Source organism: Planctomycetaceae bacterium, from assembly GCA_041398785.1.
Lineage (GTDB): Bacteria > Planctomycetota > Planctomycetia > Planctomycetales > Planctomycetaceae > JAWKUA01.
This window is the reverse complement of record JAWKUA010000003.1, coordinates 387358-408655: the sequence shown is the minus strand read 5'-3', so window position 1 is coordinate 408655 and position 21298 is coordinate 387358. Positions and strand designations below refer to the sequence as shown.

Here is a 21298-nt window from a genome sequence, read left to right as displayed (position 1 = left end):
CGACGTTTTCCAGAGCCGATGTGCGGTTCAGCAGGTTGAAATTCTGAAACACGAAGCCGATGTGTTTGTTGCGAATGGCAGCGCGAGCGTTGCGGGACATGGTGGCGACTTCGACTCCGTCCAGCAGAAAACTTCCGGACGTCGGCCGGTCCAGGCAGCCGAGCGTGTTCATCAGTGTCGACTTGCCGGAGCCCGACGGTCCCACCAGTGCAACGTATTCGCCGCGTTCGATGTTGAGCGTTGTTTCCAGCAGCGCGTGAACCTGAATTTCGCCCAGGTCGTAGGTCTTGCGGACTTTGTTCAGTTCGATCAGAGCCATGATTCAGCGACTACTCATACCGCAGGGCGTCGATGGGATCGAGCCGGCTGGCTCGCCAGGCGGGATACAGGCCGAAGACGACTCCCACGAACGCCGCGAAGATCATGGCGACGACGGCCGCCGGGATCGACACGACAACCGGCCAGTCGCTGCCGCTGCTGAGTTCGTTGATGATCGCCGTGATGCCGACGGACGCGCCGATTCCCAGAGCCATCCCAATGGCTCCACCGATGCATGACAGCACGACGGATTCGATCAGAAACTGAATCAGGATGTCCTTCCCGCGAGCTCCCACGGCCATCCGCGTGCCGATTTCGCGAGTTCGTTCCGTGACTGACACCAGCATGATGTTCATGATGCCGACACCGCCGACAAGCAGCGAAATTCCGGCGATGGAAGCCAGCATGGCCGTCATGATGCCGGTGATGGTTCCCAGCACCTGAGAGATCTCGCTACTGCTGTGAACTTCGAAATCCGGTTTCTGGCCGACGGAGATGTTATGACGGTCCATCAGCAGTTGAGTGATGTCTCGCGTCGCCGCGGCAATCAGCGCCGGACTTTTCGCGGACACAAAGATGGCGTGAACGTCGTCGAACGAAGAACCGTTCAGGCGTTTCTTGACCGTCGTGTAGGGCATGAAAATGACGTTGTCCTGATCTTCACCTGTCAGCCCGGCTCCCTTTTTCTTCAGCACACCGACGACGGTAAACGGAATTGTGCCCACGCGGATCTGTTCACCGATGGGGTTTGTTGTCTGGAACAATTCGCGCACCAGCGTGTACCCGATGACGCACACGCGATTCCCCGAACGGACGTCTCGCTCGGTGAAGAATCCTCCGGCGGCGATCTCCCACGACCGGATCTTCAGGTAGTCGACTCCGACGCCGAACATTTCCTGCGGCTGCCAGTTGTTATTGCCGCGAATCACCGGCTTGTTGCCTCCGACCAGCGGCGAAACCGCTCGCACGGATTCCAGTTGCGTGGCGATGGCTTCGGCGTCGCCTTCCGTCAGAGTCGGCATGTTCATCTGCTGGACTCCGTTGCGCCGTTCCGCGCCGGCCGTCACGAACAGGAAGTTGGTGCCGAACGACTGCAGTTCGCTCTGCACAAGCTGACCGGCGCTGCTGCCGATCGACACCATTGTGGTGACAGCGGCAATGCCGATGACAACGCCCAGTACCGTCAGTCCGGCCCGCATCTTGTTGCGTCCGAGTGCCCGGATCGCGACGGAAATCGTCAGCAGCAGGTCCATGCTATTCCTTTACTTCCAGCCCCATCACGACTTCGTCGCCTTCCTTCAGATCACCGCTGAGGACTTCCGTGAACTGGTAGTCGCTGACCCCGATCAGGATTTCCACGGCTTTCAGCTTTTCCCCTTCCTTAATCCAGACGTGTTTGGTTTCGCCTTTTGAGGCCGCCGCGACGACTTCGTCGATGGGCTTGTCGTCCAGGGAATCTTCGTTCTCCTGGGCCTTCCTTGCGGCCGCCGCGCGAACATCCAGCTTGTCGTGGTCGCTTTCCACGACGTACGCCTTGTCTTCGGGAAGATAGCCGATCGCCTGATTGGAAACCTTCAGCACGTTGTCGTGATCCTGGACCTGAAACGTCAGGGACGCGGTCATGTCGGGCAGCAGTTTCATTTCTTCATTGGGCGTTGAGACCACGACGGGGTACGTCACGATGTTTTGCAGCTCCGTCGACTTCAGGCGTATCTGCTCGATCTTTCCCGTTTTGAACAGCTCGTTTTCGTAGGCCGAAACTTCAAAAAAAACGGGCCGGTCGGCTTCTTTGGCCTGCTTGATCAGACCGATATCCGCTTCATCGACGGATGCGTGGATTTCCATCTTCTCGCGCATTCGCGGAGCGATGACGAATAGTTCCGGAGCCTGAAACTGAGCCGCCAGAGTCTGACCAGGTTCAATCAGTCGCTGCGTGACGATACCGTCGACCGGCGACTTGATCTTTGTGTAGTTCAGGTTCGCCTGGGAATTCTCCAGACTGGCGCGAGCCTGGGCGACCGACGCTTCGGCGATCGTCAACTGCGCTTCCAGTGCCATCAGGCCGAACCGCAGCTGATCAAGTTCCGACTGGGCGATGAAATCCCGGTTTTCCTCCCGGAGCCGGTCACCGCGCGCCTTGTCGTTGCGAGCCTGCTGCAATTGGGCCTTGACGCGTTCCACTTCCGCGATTCGCGTCTTAAGCGCCGCGTCGTCGCGCTGCACGTTCGCCTCGTAGATCCGCGGGTCAATGGTCGCCAGAAGCTGGTCTTTGGAGACTTCGTCGTTCCAGTCGACCAGCAGTTCCAGGATTGGCCCCGAAACGAAGCTGCCGACATGGTATTCCAGCGGAGGCTTGACCTTGCCCGTGGCGTTGACCGTGATGCGGATGTTGCCGCGTTCGACTTTGCTGGTGCGAAACTTCGGCTTGTTGCGTTCCTTCAGCCAGTTGGAACCTGCCGACAACGCGGCATACGCTCCGCCGCCGAGCACGCCCAGGACAATCAGGATCTTGAGAAGTGTTTTCATGGAAAGTTACCGGCGGCATTCGTCGGTTGTTCGCGGATGGGTCAGAAAGATTCCGGTGGAAACTGCGTGTCGGGCTGTTTTTGCGGTAAATGGTAGGCACGAATCTGTGCCAATGCTTCCGCGATTTGAGGCTTCCGGCCGGTCCGAGCCGAATAGGACGGATTATTCCGACGCGAAACGGCGCGCATCCCGCGCGGTGGACCCGCGATCGTCGCCCGCTGCAGCCGGATTCGCGATCGATCGGAACGCGGAAATCACTCCGGCTGTCTCAGCGCGTCGTGAGCAGCCCAGGCCGGATCAGCAGCGCGAAACTGGCGCTGGTTTCCGGTCGGATCGTGCAGGGAAATGGCGGACGCGTGCAGACACATCGGCGGCGACCCGACATTCAGCGTGATGTTTTCCCCAAGCCCGCTCGCCGGCAGGTATGTCGGGTCGCCGACAATCGGGAATCCCAGATGCCACAGATGAATGCGAATCTGGTTTGTGCGTCCTGTCTCCGGCGTCACTTCCAGAAGCGACGTGCCGTCGGAGAAGCGATGCAGAACTTTGAATCGTGTGACGGCTGCCAGACCGTTTGTCGGGTCAATCGTACGAATGCCGTTGTCGCTCGGAGAATCGGAAACGGCAGCGGCGCATTCGAAGGCATCGTCCGGCGGGTGTCCGATGACGCGTGCGAGGTACGTCTTTCGGACGGCTCGCTGTTCAAACTGAGGCTGGATGATCTTCGCCACGGCTCGCCTGCGGCACAGCACCAGCACACCGGACGTGTTTGCGTCCAGACGATGAACCAGCAGCGGTCGTTCGGGCCGGTACAGTTCGTTCAGAATGAAATGCAGCGTATTGCGATGGAACCGGCCGGAAGGATGCAGCGGCAGCGGAGCCGGCTTGTTGACGACGATAAAGTCCCGGTCCTCAAACAGAATTTCAACCGACGGGTCGACGTCCGGTTCGACGGTTCCCGGCAGCAGATGTTCAAAACGTTCGCCGCCGCGCACCGGACGATCAGGAGACAGCGGCAGCGATTCTTCCGCCGACTTCTTCCGGCGTTTTCGTCGCCCATAGCGCGGTCCGGGGACAATTTGTGACGCAGCGATTTTCTCCAGCCAGACGTCGCGCGAAACCTGCGGATGCCAGCTGCACAGGAAGTCGATCAGTGACTGTCCGGTGAAGCGTTCGGGAACATTCAGCGGCCGCCGATTGAAGTACGGCTGGCTGCCAGGCAGCGGATCCGCAATCTGCCGCAGTTGCTGATTTCGCTGTGCCAGCCGTTCCTGTAATTGTTCGTCAGGTTCCCGATAGCACCTGGGACACGATTCGCCGGGAACGTATTTCTCCGACTGCTGATCTTCCGGACTCACAACTTCCTGGCAGACGTAGCACAGGCCGTAGTCGGTTTCCTGCAGATTCGGATCCACGGCCACTCGCTGATCGAACACGAAACAATCGCCGTCATAGTGATCGCCGCCGCATTCCTCAAAGTACTTCAGGATGCCGCCTTCAAGCTGAAAGATGTGTTTGAATCCCGCCTGTTCCATGAACGGCCCGGCCTTTTCGCACCGAATTCCGCCGGTGCAGAACATGACGACGGGTTCGTTCTTCATTTCCTGCGGAAGACGTTCAACGGCTTCCGGAAAGTCGCGGAAATTGTCGACGCCGGCCGGGATCGCGTTCTCGAAGGTGCCGATCTCAATTTCGTAGTCGTTGCGAGTGTCCAGCAGATGGACGCGGCGACCTTCATCCAGCCAGCGTTTCAGTTCGGAAGGAGGCAGCTTTGGGGAAGTGCCTTCGATCGGATTCACGGTCGGCACACCAAACGCGATGATTTCCCGCTTGAGTTTGATCAGCATGCGATTGAAGGGCTGGTGCCGGCTGAGACTTTCCTTTGTCTGCAGATCCGCCAGCATTGTGTCGCTGCGAATGTGGTCGACGAATTCGTCGATGGCTTTTCTCGGCCCGGCGACAAACAGATTGATGCCTTCGGGACTCAGCAGAACGGTGCCCTTCAGCTTCAGCCGGTCGGCAACAATCCGCAGATCGGCGCGGCGCCGTTCCAGGTCGTTCAACGCCACGAATTTGTAGGCGGAGATATTGACGAAGGCCGGCGACGAAGATTCGACGGCGGACGTTTGTGAAAGTGCGGTTGGCATTTGGCTGCAACGGTCCTGAAAACGAATTGCAATACTCGCAGTACATGGTTCGACTTCATCGGCGAGCGATCGACGCCTCGCACGGAATGCGAACGAAATCAGATACCGGACGACGCCGACAGGATCGGGAGCCGGCGCAGAAGGACAAGGGCGGCTATGAATTCTAACGGCGACGCACCTGCGACATCAGTTCGTGTCGTCAGAGTCCCGCCGGGCAGAATCAGGAGCGGCCGATTTTGTCACCGGTGGTTCCGTGCCGCTTAACATCCGCATGATGTTACTTCGATGCCGCCAGATAATCAGCAGCGGGACCAGCACGGAAAACGCTGTCATCGACGAAAACTGCGGTTCGGTGGCAGTTGTTCCCATCAGCCACAACTGCACGATTCCAAACGTGACCGCGGCCGCCATCGACGCCAGCGCGACCTTGCGAGTCAGACCGGTCACGGCCAGAAACACGACAAACGCGACTCCGACGGCCTTCGGAGCCAGCACCAGCACGACACCCAGAGCCGTCGCGACTCCCTTTCCGCCGCGTAGTTTCAGGTAAACCGGATACATGTGGCCGATGATCGCGCAGATCCCTGTCGCAACCGCAGCGTGCAGACGCAGTGATTCGGGCAACTGTTCGCTCGCGACCTTCATCGCCAGCCAGGTCGGCAGCATGCCCTTCAACGCGTCCAGGACCAGCACCAGTCCGCCCCACTTCCAGCCGATGACACGGCCGACGTTGGTGGCTCCGATGTTGCCGCTGCCGTGTTTCCGAATGTCGTCCTTCAGCAGCGCGCGGCCGGCCAGATACCCGAACGGGATGCCTCCGACCAGAAACGCGACAAGACAGAAAAGCGGAATCAGCACAGGTTCGTCGTTTGGCATTCGAAAAAGAATGGCCACAATGCGATCGCTCCGGACCGGGCTCGCAATCGCGGACGGAGAAATTTAGCCGGTCAGTGAACGTGTGTCACTTCGCCGCGCGAATGGCAGAAATCGGGAATCGGCATGATCGCTGTGGAGAATCTGACGGTTCGAGCCGGCAGCTTTCAGTTGACCAATGTGTCGCTGACGGTGCCGACGGGAAAGTACGCTGTGCTGATGGGGCGCACCGGCACCGGCAAGACCACAATTCTGGAATCCATCATCGGGCTGCGCCGAATCGTTTCCGGTCGCATTCGGCTGAACGGAAGTGATGTCACCGACCTGAACCCGGCGGTTCGGGGAATCGGCTACGTGCCTCAGGACGGAGCCCTGTTTCGCCGAATGTCCGTCCGCGATCATCTGGCGTTTGCGCTTGTGGTTCGAAAGTCGTCGAAGCAGGTGATTCGGCGGCGAGTGTCCGAACTGGCCGAACTGCTGGGCATCGGACACCTGCTGGACCGCACGCCTCCGGGACTCAGCGGCGGAGAACAGCAGCGAGTGGCTCTGGGGCGGGCGCTGTCATTTCGGCCCGCTGCCCTGTGCCTTGACGAACCGCTGAGTTCTCTGGATGCGGAAACGCGGCAGCAGATGTGCGACTTGCTGCAAAACGTCCGCCGGGAAGAACACGTCACCGTCATGCACGTCACGCACAGCCACGACGAAGCCAAACGGCTGGCCGACTGCCTGCTGCTGCTCGCCAATGGCAGCGTCACTCTCGCCTGATTGCAGGAACTGCGTTCGGGCGTTTCGCCGTGAGAGGTGGTTGCAAGAACCTGCAACGTGCGGTGCTGGTGAAGGAACCCCTCCCGGCCGAAGGCCAAAAGGGAGGGGTCGAACGAGCGAAGCGACGTTCGGGGGAGGGCACGTCCGCGCATTGGTCGCCCTGCGTTGTCACGACGTCGATCGCGCACTCGGCCCTCTCCCGGGCATCGCTCCGCTGGCCCGACCTCTCCCTGCCGCTGCGCTGGGAGAGGTGCATGATGCGCGGGCCTTCCCCGCACACAGCGCTGGGAGGCGTGGCAGTTGTGCCCTGACGCCGTCGAGTGCTCAGATGCTCGACGAATCGGCGCCCAGAAGTCCGACCGGTATTCCGTTCTGCTTCAGCACGTTCGTTGCCTTGGCGTTGACGGCCAGCAGTGCGATCAGACCAATGCAGGGAATCAGTGTCAAAAGCCCCAGCAGGATTCCGATTCCCGTTCCGTAGACCTTGATCGCCAACATGAACGTAAAGACGGCTCCCGTGAGTCCGACGGCCAGCATTCCGAGTCCCAGAAAAAGCCGCAGTGTTTCCGGCAGGAGAAATTGCGATACCACAGCCAGCAGGTAGATCGCAATACAGATCAGGATCACCTTCTGGTAGCGAGCGACGGCTCGCAGGTCTTCCCGGGAACCACTGAGTACTCCCACGGCGGAATCGCTACTCTGCGGCGCGGCGTAGGGATTGTCGTCCATCCGATCGTCCATTCAAAAAAGTCGCGACCGAGGTCGCATCCGGTAAGTGCAGGTGACGACGTTCGTCACGTTGCGCAGAACCTGCGACGCCGCGCGCTCGATCGATCAGTTCGATCAGGCTTTCGGTGGTGTAGAAGTCAGCAAGCTGAGGTTTGTCGACTCCCGGGCCATCGACCACGATCAAAGGTATGCCCTTTGCTCCCAGTTCCGTCAGGTACTGCGCCGCCACGCTGGTGTTGACCGTGGTATCAGCCTTGAATGTCACCAGGGATTCATCGGATTCCACAAGCTGCCGGATGCGATTGGAAGACAACACGGTCTTCCAGAGAGCCTTGCAGTTCAGTCACCAGTCGGCGGTGAAGTGGACGATCGCGACCTGACCACTGGCTCTGGCGGAAGCGTATCGCTGCGGGTCGTAGTCCTGCCACGGCGGAGGACGAAGCTGCAGCACGTGACGGCCGGCGCCGTTGCGTACCGCTTCCTCCAGTTGAGTCACATAGGCCTTCATTTGTTCGGTTTCGGTATCATGGCGAACCATGGCTTCCCACGAATCGGCGGTTTCCCCGTTCGACCAGATCGCCATGCCGGCGAACAAGGCCAGCGAAAGCAGCGAATACCCGATTCGCTTGACCGTCGACTTCGTGATGCGAAACGTCTGCAGTGTCAGCCATACCGACATCACCGCGACGAACCCGGTGGCGATCCACCAGTGCAGCACCGGTCCAAGGTGTGGATGCTGTTTGACCAGGCCGAGTACTCCGGTGCCTCCAAAGAAAGCCGCCACGGCCAGCATCAGCAGACCCATCACCTGCTTGACCAGCACGCTGGCCGGACCGGTTCGAGGAACTTTGCTGACCAGTTTCGGATACCACGACAGCAGGACATACGGCCAGCCCATGCCGATGGCGATCGACGCGAACACCGCCAGCACCAGACCGGGGCTATTGGCCTTCGTCGCCCAGGCCGCGGCACTGCCCATGAACGGAGCGGTACACGGAGTCGACAGCACCGCTGTCATGACTCCGAACAGAAACGCGCCGTGCAGCGTGTCGTGTTTGGGGTTGATGCGATGCACGGCCTGAGGAAGCTGGATGGTCATGTCGACCAGCATTCCGATCCCCATGAACGCGATGAACAGGCCGACGCTGATTCCAAACACCGGTCGCTGAAACAGCGAACTGATGCTGTCGAATCCGCTGACGAACGAAATCGCTGCGCCGATCGCCAGCCAGAACGCCAGAATCCCCAGCCCCATCGACACTCCCAGAACTCTGGACCGGCGAGCGTCCCCGGCCGCCGATTGCGTCAGTCCCATGATCTTGATGGGAATGATGGGCAGCACGCAGGGAGTGAGGTTCAGCAGAAATCCTCCGACAAACGCAAACAGCAGCAACAGCGGAATCGCGAAGGCGCTGTTCGCCGAAAATCCGAAGTTCGTGCCGAACACGTTTGTCTGAAAGTCGCCGGCAGCGCTTTCCGTGCCATTGGCTGTCGAACCGGCAGCGGCATGGCCGGAGTCATCGGACGTTGGTTCCCCAGGTGCCGACGGCGCAGGCGCAGTATCCGTGCCCAGTGAATCGTCGCCGGAAGTTGCCGGCGAATCCGCAGCGTTTCCGACGGGCGGAGACTCAGGCGGCGCGCCCGGAGAATCGCCGGCCACCGTCAGCGCGACGGTCAGCTTCTCTGTCGTCGGCGGCAGACACAGGCTGGCACACGTCTGATATCGAAACGCGATGTTCAGAGCGTACTTTCCCGGCGCAGCGTCGGCGGCAACGGTCACCGGAATGGAAAACACGACGCGGCCTTCGTAGGCCGGCTGCAGTTCGTTGAACGCGTTCTGAATGAATCCCGGTGCGGGCCAGACAGTTTCACCGATCGTGATCGCCGGGGCTTCGGACTCCACCGTGATGCTGGTCGGAATCTCGATTCCCTGGTGCTGCTCGCGGCGAGGATAGATGTGCCAGTGCTTTCCCTTCGAATCAAGATCGCTGGTGATCTCGGCGACTACTTCAACAATCGCTTCGGCGCCGGGTGCAACGGGCTGCTGACTTTGCAGCGCCGCGGTCACCTTCACGGGAGCTTTCCCGACCTGCGCGAATACGACGCCCGGGCGGACGCAGGTCGCCAGCGTCAGTGCGGCGGCCAGCAGCAACGTTGTCGGTCTTCGATTGGGAATCATGAGCCCGCTCCGCATGCTCCACTGCGAAACCCGCGGATACGACATCTGTGAACGAGAAACCACGGCAGTTATACTTCATCTCTCCGCTGGCGTCACCGCCGTTCCTTCTGAAAGGCAATACGTGAATCTTGCAGTGTTGCGGTAAGTGTACTTTCGTTTTCCGATTCCCCGTCCGGCCTGAGAACGCTGAGCACCGGCCGCCGTGCGGGATTTCAGGTGTCAAATCACCGGGAATTTCCGCAGGAGTCCATTCATCTAAAGCCGCCATGACAGCCGCACGAAGAATTTATGCCATGCTTGAAAACGAAAGCCTGTGGGACGCCGCAGTGCGCTGTGGCCAGGTCCTTTCGGATGCCGACATTGCGTATTCAGTGTGCGGCGGAGTCGCCGTATGTCTGCACGGTTACCAACGGAACACGGTTGATCTGGATTTGATCGTACACCCCGCGGATGCTGACCGAGTGCACAATCTGCTCACCAAAGCGGGGCTTGTGTGGGATGCCGGCGCAAAGGAATTTCGAACGGATTCCGGAGTTCCCGTGCAGTTTCTGTTGTCCGGAGATGATGCGGGCGGCGGTGAAGTCCGAATTCCCGAGCCTGCCGGGGGCGACAATGTTGAGACCATCGACGGACTGACGGTACTGCGATTGTCGCGGATCATCGAAATGAAACTTGCCTGCGGCATGGCGAACATGCGGCGCCTGCACAGGGATTTCGCCGACGTTGTGGAACTGATCGCCGTCCGACAGCTCGACGGATCATTCTCGCGGCTGCTCCACAAATCGGTCCGGCCTGCGTTTCGAAGACTTGTCCGACGAGTCAGCGGTACCGACGCGTGACAACCGACCCACTTGTTCGCAAACGCCGACGTCGCAACACTGAAACCTGTTGCACGCCCGGCCAACGGCGGTCCCCTGGCGGCTCGCCGTCTGAATTCCCGATAAAACGCTCCCCGGATTCGGTCCGGCAGGCGTCACCACTGTTTCGTGCCCGGACCAGAGTTTGCGACTGAGTTTTCAGATCCTTCCGACAAGGAGAACAGAATCCATGCGAGTCACGATTTCCGTTTGCTCTTTGCTGCTGCTTTGTTCGGCCTGGCTGCCGCGAGCGTCAGCGGAGGATGCAAAATCGTTGTTTCAAAAGCCGGTGCAATTGACGGCCGCAAATGAGCCGATGGGCAACGGGATTTACTACCCGTCCCCGAAACTTCAGGATCTCGACGGCGACGGCGTCGCGGAAATGCTGATCGGAGATCTGACCGGACGGCTGCTGTTCGCAAAACGCTCCGGAGACGAAAATTCCACCGCCTGGAGCCAACTGGAACCGCTGACGACCGCCGACGGGCAGCCGATCAAATTCGACAACTGGTGATGTATCGGGATGGCTCCACAGTTTGTGGACTTCAACGCCGACGGTCATGTTGACATTTTCACCGCCACGTTCGACGGCTCACCTCACGTGGCCTACGGCAGCAAAGACGGCTTCGACCGCCCGCAGCGGATTCTGGACGCAAACGGCGAACGCGTGCTGCTGACTCAATTCTGGAATTACGACACCACGAAATGGGACGACACCGGTCGAACGATCAGCGACAACACCGACGGTCAACTGCACTGCGTGTCGTCTGTCGCCTTTGACTGGGACAACGACGGCGACTTCGACCTGTTGCTGGGCGACAAGAATCGCGGCCGGCTGTTCCGGCAGATGAACGAAGGCAGCAGCGCCGAACCGAAGTTTACCGGCAGAAACATTCCGGTGCTGAGCGATTCCAAGCCGTTTGAATTGAACGGCGGCATGACAGCGCCCTACCTGGTTGACTGGGATGCCGACGGCCTGATGGATCTCGTCTGCGGCAACTTTGGCGACTCCTACGGTGACGGCCCAGGCGGCGGAATCTTCTGGTATCGCAACATCGGCCACGCCGGCGATCCTCAGTTTGCAAAGCCGGTCACGCTGATTCCGCCCAGCCCCAGGGGTACGGAGACGCCGACTCGCCCGGACAGCGGCCTGTACGTTGATGTCGTCGACTATAACGGTGACGGACAACTCGACCTGGTCGTGGGCGGGTATTCGCAGTGGACGCCCGTGGCAAAAGACAGCTCCGAAGAACAGGAAACTCGGGCCGCGGAACTTCAGAAGCAGCAGGGAGAACTGATCAATCAACTCACGTCTCTGCAGAGCAAGCTGCTAAAGGAGTCCGAGGACTTGACACCTGACGAAGCGAACAAGAAACGCCAGGAGTTGCTGACGTCGGATGAGTACCGGAACCTGGTTCAGAAGTACTCGGACATTCACAGGGAATTATCCGAATTGAAACCCGGCCCGAAACGCGAAGCCTTCGTGTGGCTGTACCTGCGAGCCGACGCGAACAAAGTGGTCGGCAACTGACACGGAGCTTTGAACGAACGAACGAAAAGCAAGTCGCAGGCAGGGTTCGCCGTACGGACCCTGCCTGCTGGCTTCTCAGGATCATTCATGCGGTTTGTACGATGGGACTCCGATCCCGTCGCGCGCGGGTTCGACGGGATTGGAGTCCGGTCGCGCAAAGCAGGACAAACAATCCCGGCGAAGGTGTTTTCAGGAAATCAACGCAACCGTCACCGTCAGCTGAATGACAATGGTTGCAAGCGCCCGAAAGCTGTTTCGGCGCCATCCGATGACGCGATTCACGGCAGCGACTCCGTCTGTTTGCCGTCTCACGCTGTCGCGTCACTCTTTCCATAGCAACGTTGCCGCACGAGGTCCGCGATGAAAGTGACAATCGACTGGAGTGGTTCGTTTCAATGTCGCCTGGCAACTGACCCCGGGCCCAGCAATTCCAGCCCGACTATCTACTCAGCAACATCGGGCTGGACGATCGCTTACGGCGAACCGGCGTTTGATCGATTGATTCGGCTGCAGTCCCCCGTCAGTCTGCGCACTGCATTGGTGGATTCGTGGGAGGACACGAAGGTCACCAGTGTTGTCCTCAGCTTTCCTGACGGATCCAGCCAGACGGATGAAACCCTGAAGGGCAAGAAGGTGTCGTATGGAACTGTCGTCTTCGACGGTCCGATTCCCGCGCAGGAGACTTTGAAAGGACTGGAAGTGTCCATCGGCACCAGTGGCGAGTTCACCGGGAAACCCAGTTCACCCGCCCAACTGACCGGCGCGAAATTCGACAAGACTCGGCAGGGTCTTTACGAACCGGCCAAGAAGGCAAAGCTTTCCCAGGTAAAGAATCCGGTTCGCCTGGGAACGATTGGAACGCTGATGACGAACTACGCAGCGTTTTACGGATTCTGGGCGGAGACCGGTACCGTCACGCTGAACGCCACGGGAACCGCAGAGTTTCTTCGCATCCCGGAACGTAATGCGCATGCCGTCACAGAATTCAATTGGGAGTTCAGCACGAAGTTCTTCGCATTCGACGGTGATACTCTGACCGGCAGGATCACGGGGCAGTTGATAGGCAATCTCAATCCGGCTCCGGCCTTTCCGTTCCCCTGATTGGCAGCGACGCAAAGGCGCCTTCGGCCACCCGTCCGCGACGACGGCCGCAGTGTCATTCCCCCCGCAGACCGCAGAGTCCTTCCGGTATCCGTCCGGCAGTCTCGCTGTACCGGAAGCTGCGCACCAGGGCGGCCGGCTCACCCCAGGCGTTTACCTCGTACCCAACGCTGGCCGAATGCGTACCTTGCGAAAGTCGGTCTCTGTTGGCTGCGAGAGGCCCACTTTCGTTTCGCTCAATCCGTCCACTAATAACCGGAGAGCCGTGTGCGGGAAAACCGCACGCACGGTTCGGAGGGAAGGGAGTCCGGCTCAACCGGACTTTTCTGCCCCAATACGTTGTGCCTGCCCTGCGGGCATCAACAACCGGAACCGCAGTGTTGTTGGATCCCAACGTCAGATCTGACCGAAGAATCAGTAACATTGACGTCGAACATCGGCGAGCCATCATCGACCGATCCCTCAGCAACACCCCCATTCCCCGGAAGAGCCAGAAAACATCGGTGCCCTTATCAGAAACATGATCCCTGCTCGCAACTCGTTGCAGGCGTGCGATTTGTTGCAAGCAAAAATAGAAAAAGGCACTTACGACGAATCGCAAGTGCCCTAATGAAATGGAGGCGGCGGGAATCGAACCCGCGTCCTGTGGACCCTTGATCAGAGCTTCTACGTGTGTAGTTCGATGATTGAATTCGCGACGACGAGGTTCGGCGAACAAGACCTTCCGGCGCTAGATCACAACGAATCTTACATCAACCGTGGTGACCAGTGAGTTGATGCCAGTCTGAATTTGCAACCGAACTTCGGACTCCTCAGACGGGGATTCCTGATTCGGGACGGCCTATTTCTAGGCAGCCAGAGAGTACTGCGGTGTAGCAGTTATTGTTTGATCAGCTTTTTACGTGGCCAACTGATCAACCACGACACGCCACCCTGATCGACGGTGACCCAGTCAAATCCGATCGCCCCCGATACAGTCCGGACACAGACGCCGTGCCCTTCGTTCACCCGTATTGTATCGGCTGCGGAGTCATTTTGCAGTGGTCGCTTCCGGGGAATTTCCGGCGGTGATGCCGGTGGCCCGGGTGATCCGTCACTGGCTGCCGAATTCTTCGTCGTAGTCGGCGATTGACGCTTCGATCACCTTTTCGGCATGCGCGCGGTCATAAATTGTGTCGATCGACACCTGCGTCGACGTGTCGCCGGGCATCACTTTGTACGTCGTGAAATAGTGGCGAAGTCGCTGGACGAGAGCCTGGGGAAGTTCGTCGAGATCCTCGACGTGTGACCAGATCGCGTCGGTCGCCAGCACTGCGATGATCTTGTCGTCGGCTTCTCCATGATCCAGCATCGGCAGTCCGCCAATGACTCGCGCGTTGAGGATGACTTCGGACTTGTTGATCGGCCGTTCACTCAGAACGCAGATGTCCAGCGGGTCGGCATCGCCGCGTTTGGCCTGAGGCATCAGCGCTGCGACACGTGGACCGCAGTACGTTCTCGGGACAAAGCCGTACAGAGCCGGGGGCTGCGATGACGTCCGTTGCGGCCGGTCGACTCGCAGGTATCCCGTGACTTTGTCGACTTCGTACTTCACGAGGTCGAACGGTGTGATTTCGATGAAGGCGTGAACCAGGTGCGGCGGATCGGGGCCGACCTGAAGTCCATGCCACGGATGAGGGCGCCACCGATAAAAAGGCTGCGGAAAACTCATTCGGTCCTGCCGACGCGAGAACAAAGGGAAAACACAATCAGTCCGGATCACCAATGTCGCTGTAGAAGAAGTCGGGGCCGCCGCCCGACGGTTCCCGAGAACTCCTGGCCGCGATTACTCCGGGCCGCAATTTTTCACGGGTGCAAGACGAAAGCCGCTGCGTCGAGTGACCCGGAACCGTCCGACTCCGGCGTTCTACAAAATCCATCGACCATCGGAAACGCCAGACTTCCGCAACGGATCGATTTCCGAAACTCGGACAAGCCGCTTCGCGGGGGACCGCGTCCGTCCCTGTTCCGTCCGGGCAGACATTCCGCACGACGCCGCCGGAGGACGGGATTCTGCCCGGCGTCCGCAGTTTCGTCAGGCAGGAATCGCCGGTTGGCAGCCGGGGCAATTGGCAGTGACTGTAGTTGCACGGTTCGCAGAAAAGCCAGGCGGCGAGGAAATCGGTTTGAGACATCCTGACGGGTGTGACGATTGCAAGGGATGATGCCGCAGTACGAAACGAAGGCGGGAATTGCGCAGTGCCAAGGCTTACGCGAATGATCCCGCCGGGCACGGATGTCAGCGTTTGGCTGCGGCGGGAACGATTGCTTTTCAGGCGTACGGAGACGCGGTGATGCCCTTTCGGAAACCCTTCTGTCTGCTGGCAATGTCGGTCGTTGTGATTTCCGCCGGGTGCAGTTCCGGCCGTTCCTGGAAGGGCTGGAACCGCTTTCTGGCCGCCGGAGATCAGGCTGTCGAAACGGATCCGCTGGCCGGCAGCAAGACGGAACTGAGCTCTGAGTTCAAGACCGCTCAAAAGAGCCTGGAAGAGCCTGACAAGGCTCAGCTTGCCTTTGCCCGCTGGAAGGAAGACATGGGCCAGCATGCGGAAGCCCGGCAGCGGTATCAGGAAATTCTGACCGCCGATCCGGACAACCTTTCCGCGAGACTCGGGATCGCCCGAATTGAATTCGCCACCGGGCGAGCGTCGGAGGCTCAGAAGATTTTGCAGGCCGCCGCGGCGCGAAATCCCGGCAGCGCAGAAGTCTGGATCGAGCTTGGACGAATTCAGGCGAAACGTGACGCGTGGACCGAAGCGATTGCCAGCTTTCAGAAGGCCACCGACATCAATGCCACTGATCAGGTGGCGCGCTACGAACTGGGCATCGCATATGCCCGGGCCGGGCACCTGACGGAAGCGATGAACCACCTGGACTATGCCGTCGGTGAAGCGGCGGCGATGTACAACGTGGGCTTTGTTTTGAGTGAGCAGAACCGCATGTCTGAAGCGGCTGCCTGGTTTGAACGTTCGCTGGCGGCTCATCCGGACGTTCGCACCAGAGATCAGGCCGAACGCATGCTGGCACGCGCCGGCGGCAATCCGGCAATGCGTCGCGTATCGCAGTCGGGCCAGTCATCGGCCTTCGGGCAGCCGATCGTGCAGTCCGCCGCAGTTCCTCAGATCCGACCGAGTTCCTCATTCGCCCCGGCCATCACGCCGCAGCAGGGAATCGCGTCGTCCGGGCAGGCGTCGTCGATGTTCGCGTCGCAGGCATCTTCGGCCAGACAGCCGGGGATCGTGAAGCAGGCTTCGTCGTCGACCACGGTCAACGGAATCCCTGCCGCCACGGCTCAGTACACGTCGGACCCTCAGGCGGGAACAACTCTGCCCGTGATCACGGCACAACCGGCTTCGATGACGATGCCGGTTGTCAGGTCGGCGGATCATGTTCGTTCCGGAGACGTTCGATCCGCTGACGGCAGCAGCGGTCCGGCTCAGTGGAATGGTCCGCAGTCGACGTCGCCGCCAGTGTTTGGAAACGGAGCGGCAACCGCTTCGGGAAACATCCCCGTTGAGCCGGAACCGTGGCGACCGGGTCGATAGGCGTGACGATTCGCGTCAGGCGTCGGTGATCCGCACGGCGACCGCGGCGTCATACGTCAGCGACGGTTTCATCAGCCGGGCGCCGTTTCGCAGGTAGTGAAACGCGGCGGCTCGGCGAGACTTCGAGCTGCGGTTCGCGGCCGATTGATGCAGCGTATTTCCGTGGTGGAACAATACGCCACCGGCCGACACGGGTGCCGCGGTCATCATCGCGTTCTGCAATTCATCGCCAGTTACCTGCAGGTTGAACGGCTCGTTCTCGGGAGCAACATGCGGCAACACCGGGCCGAGGTTGCTTCCGTCCGCGTAGAACAGGCAGCCGTTTTCCAGCGTCGCGTCATCCAGAGCGATCCAGACGGTCAGCGTCGCGTCTTCGTCATCGGGGCCAAAGTAGAAGTTGTCCTGATGAACGGGCTTCGGGCCTCCCACTTCCGGCGGCTTGCAGAAGATCTGACTGAAGAAGACGCCGACTCCCGGTCCGATCAGTTGCTCGACGATTCCCGTCAGGCGTTCATCGCACGCCATCGTCCGAAACACGGGCCGATGAAAGACGGGATTGTCGAGCTTTCTGAGCACGACTTCCGGTCCTGCCCTTCGTTCCAGAAACCAGCCGTGCTGCGTTTCGTCCAGTGAGCTTAGAAACTCGCGGCTCCAGGCTTCCATGTCGCTGATCGCTGCGGCAATCTCTTCGGCGGTGAATATGCCTTCCACCGTGACGTGCCCGGTCTGGCGAAAGGTCTGTAGCTGCGTGGCCGTCAGTTTCATGCGCGGGTCTCGGCGGCGGGCGGAGTTCGGTATTTGTCGATCTGAGCTGGCAGGTCCTTGAAGGCGATCTTCGCGGCCATCGCAATCAGAATCAGCAGGCCGACGGTACCCAGGCTCGTTGCGATCGGACCGTTGACGTGGTCGCCCATGATGTCCCGCGAACTGGTGAGCCACAGCAGCACTCCCGCCACCAGCGGTGCGGCGATCACCGTGACCGCCTGCGCCGCGATAATGGTGGGAGTGCGATCGAAATCGAACGCCAGCACCGCGACTCCCACGGCCATCCCCGTCAGCAATGCAACCGTGGTCAGCATCCGCGGCCCAAGCTGGTCGGGACGGCTGCCAAGTCCCAGACCGTCGGCCGCCATGAACCCGCCAATCATGGAATTCACCAGGAACGACGAATACGCGGCGGAGAACAGTCCCACGCAGAAGATGACCTTCGCCGACGGCCCGAACGTGGCTTCCAGCGCTTTCGCCACGTCGGCCGGATCGTTCAGCGGAGCGGAGCCGTCCCGCGGAAGACCGGCCGCGGCCGTCGACATCAGCATCACCGTAATCAGAAACATGATTACGGACCCGACGCGAGCATCCATCAGACCGTGCTTCAGGTCCTCCGCTTTCCAGCCCTTCTGACGGACCAGGTATGCCTGGTAAAAGGCTGCCGTGATGACCAGCGTCGTGCCCACAAGTCCCAGCACGGCCAGTGCCTCGCCGGAAGCATCAACACCGCCCGGAGTCTGGCCGGACGGACCGAGCGACGGAATAAAGCCTTTTAGCATGGCAATCGGATCGGGCTGCAGTCGAATCAGATTGATGGCGAAGCTGACCAGCATCAGCCCGACGAATACCGCCATCAGGCGTTCCAGCCAGCGGTACAGGTCCCGGAATGCAAACAGAAAAGCGATCGCCAGGACGTTGAAAGCGATCACCAGTCCCGTCACGACCCACTTCGAATCAACAAACGCCGCGAATGCCGCGGCCACGCCGATGTTGTTCCCGGACTGATACGCCGCGGAAATGAAAAACACGCCCAGGCCAACCAGCATCGCCAGCCAGCGTCCGGCCTTCATACGGATCAGATCGCCGGGAGCCTGCGCGGCGACGGCTCCCAGCTTCGCTCCAAGCGTCATGTAAACCAGCATGAACAGGACCGACGCTGCCACCACCCACAGCATCGCATAGCCCTGGCTGACGCCCACTTTGGAACTGGTCATGATACTTCCCGGACCGATGACGACGCATGCCGTAATCAGCCCCGGACCAATTCGCGTGTACCACGGACGTGACGACGGAGCAGGACTCATGTGAATTCTTTCAGCGCGGAAAACGGAAGGAACCAGTTCAGCGCTGAACAGTGTCCGCAAAAGTCTGTCGCCTGCCAACTACCAGTGCATGACCTGACCGCCATCGACGTTGATCGTCTGTCCTGTGACATGTTCCGCTCGGGCTGATGACAGAAAGACGATCATGTCAGCCACCGAATCCGCGGTCTGCCATTTTCCAAGAGGAGTCACGGTCCGAATCTTCTGTTCGGCCCATTCCTCGTAGCTCAGGCGATCCGGTTCCGGCGTCTGATCGTGCCATGCCTGCCAAACGGATTGATTCAATGCCGTGCGAACCATGCCAGGGCAAACGCTGTTGACGCGTATTCCGTGCGGCGCCAGATCCTTTGCCAGGCATTGAGCGAAGTTGATGTTGGCCGCCTTCGAAGCGCTGTACGGCGGGTCCGTCTGCGATCCGATCTGTCCGGCGATCGACGCCACAAACACCATCGTCCCACTGCTCTGCCGCACCATGGACGGCGCAACGGCGTGGGCGACGATTGTCATGCCGACGATGTTCACGTGCAGAACTCGTGACCAGTCGCACGGCTTCAGATTCGTGAATGGAAAACCGAATTTCCCCGATCCGACCGCGGCTGCGTGAACGAGATGTTCGACCGGCCCCAGCAGCTCCGTGGTCTGCGCCATTGCCGCTGCCACACCTGCTTCGTCGGTGATGTCGACGACAATTCCCCGACACTCGACGCCGCATGTATCGCCGACTTCACGGGCAGCCGCGGTGACTTGTTCACTGCGGTCCCAAATGGCAACGCGCGCTCCTTCGTTCGCGAATGTTCGGGCGGTCGCCATCCCGATACCGCTTGCTCCGCCGATGACCAGCACGACGTGATCAGAAAGCTGCAATTCCATCACCAACCCCCGGACATCCACCGCTCGGATACTGTTGCGAATGCGAACCGGCTGCGATCAATACCACTGAAACAGGAATTCGTTGAACTGCCTGCGGGCGTTATTTCGCAGACTTTCGTTGTCGTGGAACGGCTGAAGCCGCGAACGAATCTCCCGGAGACGAAGCAGCAGCATGTCGTCCGCAAGCTGAAACGCGGACCAGCCACTCTCTGCCGAAAGCGAAGCGTCCTGTTCGCACTGGATCAACCGTTCCGCCAGCATCGACCGAATCCCTTCCCGGATCGTTTCGTTCTCGGACTGCAGCAGCGGTTCAAGTACCAGATACCCGTCCGCGGTGATCGGATGAACGCTGATCTGAACTCCGGGAGCCAGGTCTCCGGCCAGCACTCGGCGGACGTTGTAGCGATGCACCATCGGGTCCAGCGGCAGCAGCGCGTACAGCAGCACCGCCAGAGCAACCGTCAGCAGGTGTCGTCGCAGCAGCCAGGCGAACCGCCGGTTGAAGACAATTTTCCACACGACAAGTATGAAGCCGATGACGACGCAACTGATTCCCAGCAGCCCGACGACTCTCATCCGCGTCATCCCGTTGTAGCCGATGTAGATCAGCAGCCGGTGATAGACGGTGATTGCCAGCAGTCCGTTTTCCAGCGACCACAGCCATGCCAGCTTCCGAATCTTCGGAAGCCGCGGATCGCCCAGCGTTGCACCGCGAAAGATCAGTGACAGGACAACGGTTGCCATCGCCAGAGCCATCGTCAGCCACGCGGCGCCTTCATGAGCGTACTTGTGGACTCGGCCGGACCTAAAGAACGTCTCCGGAAATTCGCGGAACCAAAGCGTTCGGAACTCAAATACCAGATAGATCGCGAATAAGGCGATCACTGACAGCAGTGTGTTCCGAAACGCGATCAACAACGGCGCTTCGGCGGCGGGAGTTTCCGGCCGGCTTTCGTCTGCAACGGACGGAGCGGCGGTCACGTACGGGCGAATCAGCCCGACACTGACCCACAGTGCCGCAACCCAGAACACAACTTCCCAGAACGAAAACGCGGACAGCCAGTCACTGATCGCATCGATAACAATCTGCAGGCGTGTGGAGACAATCGTTACCAGATCCGGGTTGGCAAGAATGAACACGGTACCGAACGCCAGCAGCGCGGCCGCCGGCAGGCCCGTGTTCATCCAGGGCCTGCGCTGTTGAGCATCCGCTCGGCGTTCCAGAACTTTGCCGTATTGCTTCAGTCCTTCGAATCCGGAACGAACCGTCTGCGATGCAAAGACCAGAGTTTCCAGCACAAACGGGCACGATCCCGCGAGTGCCATGGAAAAGGCGAACAGCAGTCCCCAGCCGCAGAGCGTCAGCAGAGCAGAACCGCTCCACAACTGACGAGCCGCGACAAGCGCAAGCAGCAGGAAGACAAGTGAAGACGCGAACGTGACTTTCCGTGTTGGAGTTCCCGTCCAAAACAACAGCGGAGCGATTGCAAACAGAGCTGCGTACGCCGCGTACCCTTCGCCTCGAAAGATGGTGACATCGGCCAGAACGACCAGCAGCGCGACGACAATGAGTTCGCGTTTGCTGACCGGTGCAGGCGTCACTTCGGGCTGGACGGCCGACAGCGAGTCGTCCAGTGGAAGACTGTCATCGTCCGGCCCGATCGCTGCCACGAGATGCTCCTTTTGTCACGCTTCGAAATCTCCCTGTGGTACGCCGGGATGCAAGTT

19 protein-coding genes and 1 other RNA gene are annotated in these 21298 nt (G+C 59.9%); 6 read left to right on the top strand and 14 right to left on the bottom strand.

All coding sequences use genetic code 11. The features are described 5' to 3' along the window. The 5 genes from R3C19_05585 to plsY all read right to left on the bottom strand — a co-directional run. Positions 1 to 319 (bottom strand): ATP-binding cassette domain-containing protein (locus R3C19_05585; protein ID MEZ6059814.1); only part of this gene is annotated, 319 nt, incomplete at its 3' end. Positions 320 to 329: 10 nt separating this feature from the next. Further along, the gene (locus R3C19_05580) at positions 330 to 1571 is read right to left on the bottom strand and encodes an ABC transporter permease (protein MEZ6059813.1); all 1242 of its coding nucleotides are present in this window, start codon (positions 1569 to 1571) and stop codon (positions 330 to 332) included. A 1-nt stretch (position 1572) separates the two neighbouring features. Then, entirely contained in the window at positions 1573 to 2844 is a 1272-nt protein-coding gene (locus R3C19_05575; protein MEZ6059812.1) for an efflux RND transporter periplasmic adaptor subunit, read from the bottom strand. Positions 2845 to 3098: 254 nt separating this feature from the next. After that, entirely contained in the window at positions 3099 to 4991 is a 1893-nt protein-coding gene (locus R3C19_05570) for a sulfurtransferase (GenBank protein MEZ6059811.1), read from the bottom strand. 186 nt (positions 4992 to 5177) lie between these two features. Then, positions 5178 to 5885, bottom strand: coding sequence for a glycerol-3-phosphate 1-O-acyltransferase PlsY (gene plsY, locus R3C19_05565; GenBank protein ID MEZ6059810.1), 708 nt, complete (start codon positions 5883 to 5885; stop codon positions 5178 to 5180). 105 nt (positions 5886 to 5990) lie between these two features. On the opposite strand from plsY, the gene R3C19_05560 reads away from it, so the two are divergent. Beyond that, a complete protein-coding gene (locus R3C19_05560) occupies positions 5991 to 6629 on the top strand; it encodes an ATP-binding cassette domain-containing protein (GenBank protein MEZ6059809.1) in 639 nt (212 codons plus the stop codon). Between the two features lie 324 nt (positions 6630 to 6953). On the opposite strand, the gene R3C19_05555 is transcribed toward R3C19_05560, so the two are convergent. Genes R3C19_05555 through R3C19_05545 form a run of 3 tightly spaced genes read right to left on the bottom strand, consistent with a single transcriptional unit; the run spans position 6954 to position 9537 of the window. Beyond that, on the bottom strand, positions 6954 to 7358 hold the full coding sequence (locus tag R3C19_05555; protein MEZ6059808.1) for a hypothetical protein: 405 nt from the start codon (positions 7356 to 7358) through the stop codon (positions 6954 to 6956). Continuing rightward, positions 7324 to 7671, bottom strand: coding sequence for a hypothetical protein (locus tag R3C19_05550; protein ID MEZ6059807.1), 348 nt, complete (start codon positions 7669 to 7671; stop codon positions 7324 to 7326). The genes R3C19_05555 and R3C19_05550 overlap by 35 nt, the downstream gene beginning before the upstream one ends. Before the next feature lie 30 nt (positions 7672 to 7701). Then, positions 7702 to 9537: a cytochrome c biogenesis protein CcdA gene (locus R3C19_05545; GenBank protein MEZ6059806.1), complete on the bottom strand. Its 1836-nt coding sequence runs from the start codon at positions 9535 to 9537 to the stop codon at positions 7702 to 7704. A gap of 266 nt (positions 9538 to 9803) precedes the next feature. Here R3C19_05545 and R3C19_05540 point away from each other — a divergent pair, with 266 nt between their 5' ends. The 4 genes from R3C19_05540 (at position 9804) to R3C19_05525 (ending at position 13026) form a co-directional block, all read left to right on the top strand. Further along, positions 9804 to 10376 (top strand): hypothetical protein, encoded by a 573-nt coding sequence (locus R3C19_05540; GenBank protein ID MEZ6059805.1) that lies wholly within the window; start codon positions 9804 to 9806, stop codon positions 10374 to 10376. 208 nt (positions 10377 to 10584) lie between these two features. Continuing rightward, complete coding sequence (locus tag R3C19_05535; protein ID MEZ6059804.1) at positions 10585 to 10908, top strand: hypothetical protein; 324 nt, start codon at positions 10585 to 10587, stop codon at positions 10906 to 10908. Between the two features lie 9 nt (positions 10909 to 10917). Then, a complete protein-coding gene (locus R3C19_05530; protein ID MEZ6059803.1) occupies positions 10918 to 11925 on the top strand; it encodes an FG-GAP-like repeat-containing protein in 1008 nt (335 codons plus the stop codon). A gap of 360 nt (positions 11926 to 12285) precedes the next feature. Further along, complete coding sequence (locus R3C19_05525; GenBank protein MEZ6059802.1) at positions 12286 to 13026, top strand: hypothetical protein; 741 nt, start codon at positions 12286 to 12288, stop codon at positions 13024 to 13026. Between the two features lie 612 nt (positions 13027 to 13638). On the opposite strand, the gene ssrA is transcribed toward R3C19_05525, so the two are convergent. Together ssrA and R3C19_05515 are read right to left on the bottom strand one after the other, a co-directional pair. Next, positions 13639 to 13996: a transfer-messenger RNA gene (ssrA, locus tag R3C19_05520) on the bottom strand. Between the two features lie 123 nt (positions 13997 to 14119). Continuing rightward, a complete protein-coding gene (locus R3C19_05515; GenBank protein MEZ6059801.1) occupies positions 14120 to 14737 on the bottom strand; it encodes an inorganic pyrophosphatase in 618 nt (205 codons plus the stop codon). Between the two features lie 622 nt (positions 14738 to 15359). Between R3C19_05515 and R3C19_05510 the strand changes: the two genes are divergently transcribed. Continuing rightward, positions 15360 to 16610: a tetratricopeptide repeat protein gene (locus R3C19_05510; GenBank protein MEZ6059800.1), complete on the top strand. Its 1251-nt coding sequence runs from the start codon at positions 15360 to 15362 to the stop codon at positions 16608 to 16610. A 15-nt stretch (positions 16611 to 16625) separates the two neighbouring features. On the opposite strand, the gene R3C19_05505 is transcribed toward R3C19_05510, so the two are convergent. The 4 genes from R3C19_05505 to R3C19_05490 all read right to left on the bottom strand — a co-directional run bounded on the left by R3C19_05505 (position 16626) and on the right by R3C19_05490 (position 21241). Next, entirely contained in the window at positions 16626 to 17375 is a 750-nt protein-coding gene (locus tag R3C19_05505; GenBank protein ID MEZ6059799.1) for a phytanoyl-CoA dioxygenase family protein, read from the bottom strand. Then, positions 17372 to 18682, bottom strand: a complete 1311-nt coding sequence (locus R3C19_05500) for a divalent metal cation transporter (GenBank protein ID MEZ6059798.1) — start codon at positions 18680 to 18682, stop codon at positions 17372 to 17374. The genes R3C19_05505 and R3C19_05500 overlap by 4 nt, the downstream gene beginning before the upstream one ends. A 78-nt stretch (positions 18683 to 18760) precedes the next feature. After that, a complete protein-coding gene (locus R3C19_05495; protein MEZ6059797.1) occupies positions 18761 to 19570 on the bottom strand; it encodes an SDR family oxidoreductase in 810 nt (269 codons plus the stop codon). 57 nt (positions 19571 to 19627) lie between these two features. Further along, the gene (locus tag R3C19_05490; protein ID MEZ6059796.1) at positions 19628 to 21241 is read right to left on the bottom strand and encodes a DUF4153 domain-containing protein; all 1614 of its coding nucleotides are present in this window, start codon (positions 21239 to 21241) and stop codon (positions 19628 to 19630) included. Positions 21242 to 21298: the final 57 nt, after the last annotated feature.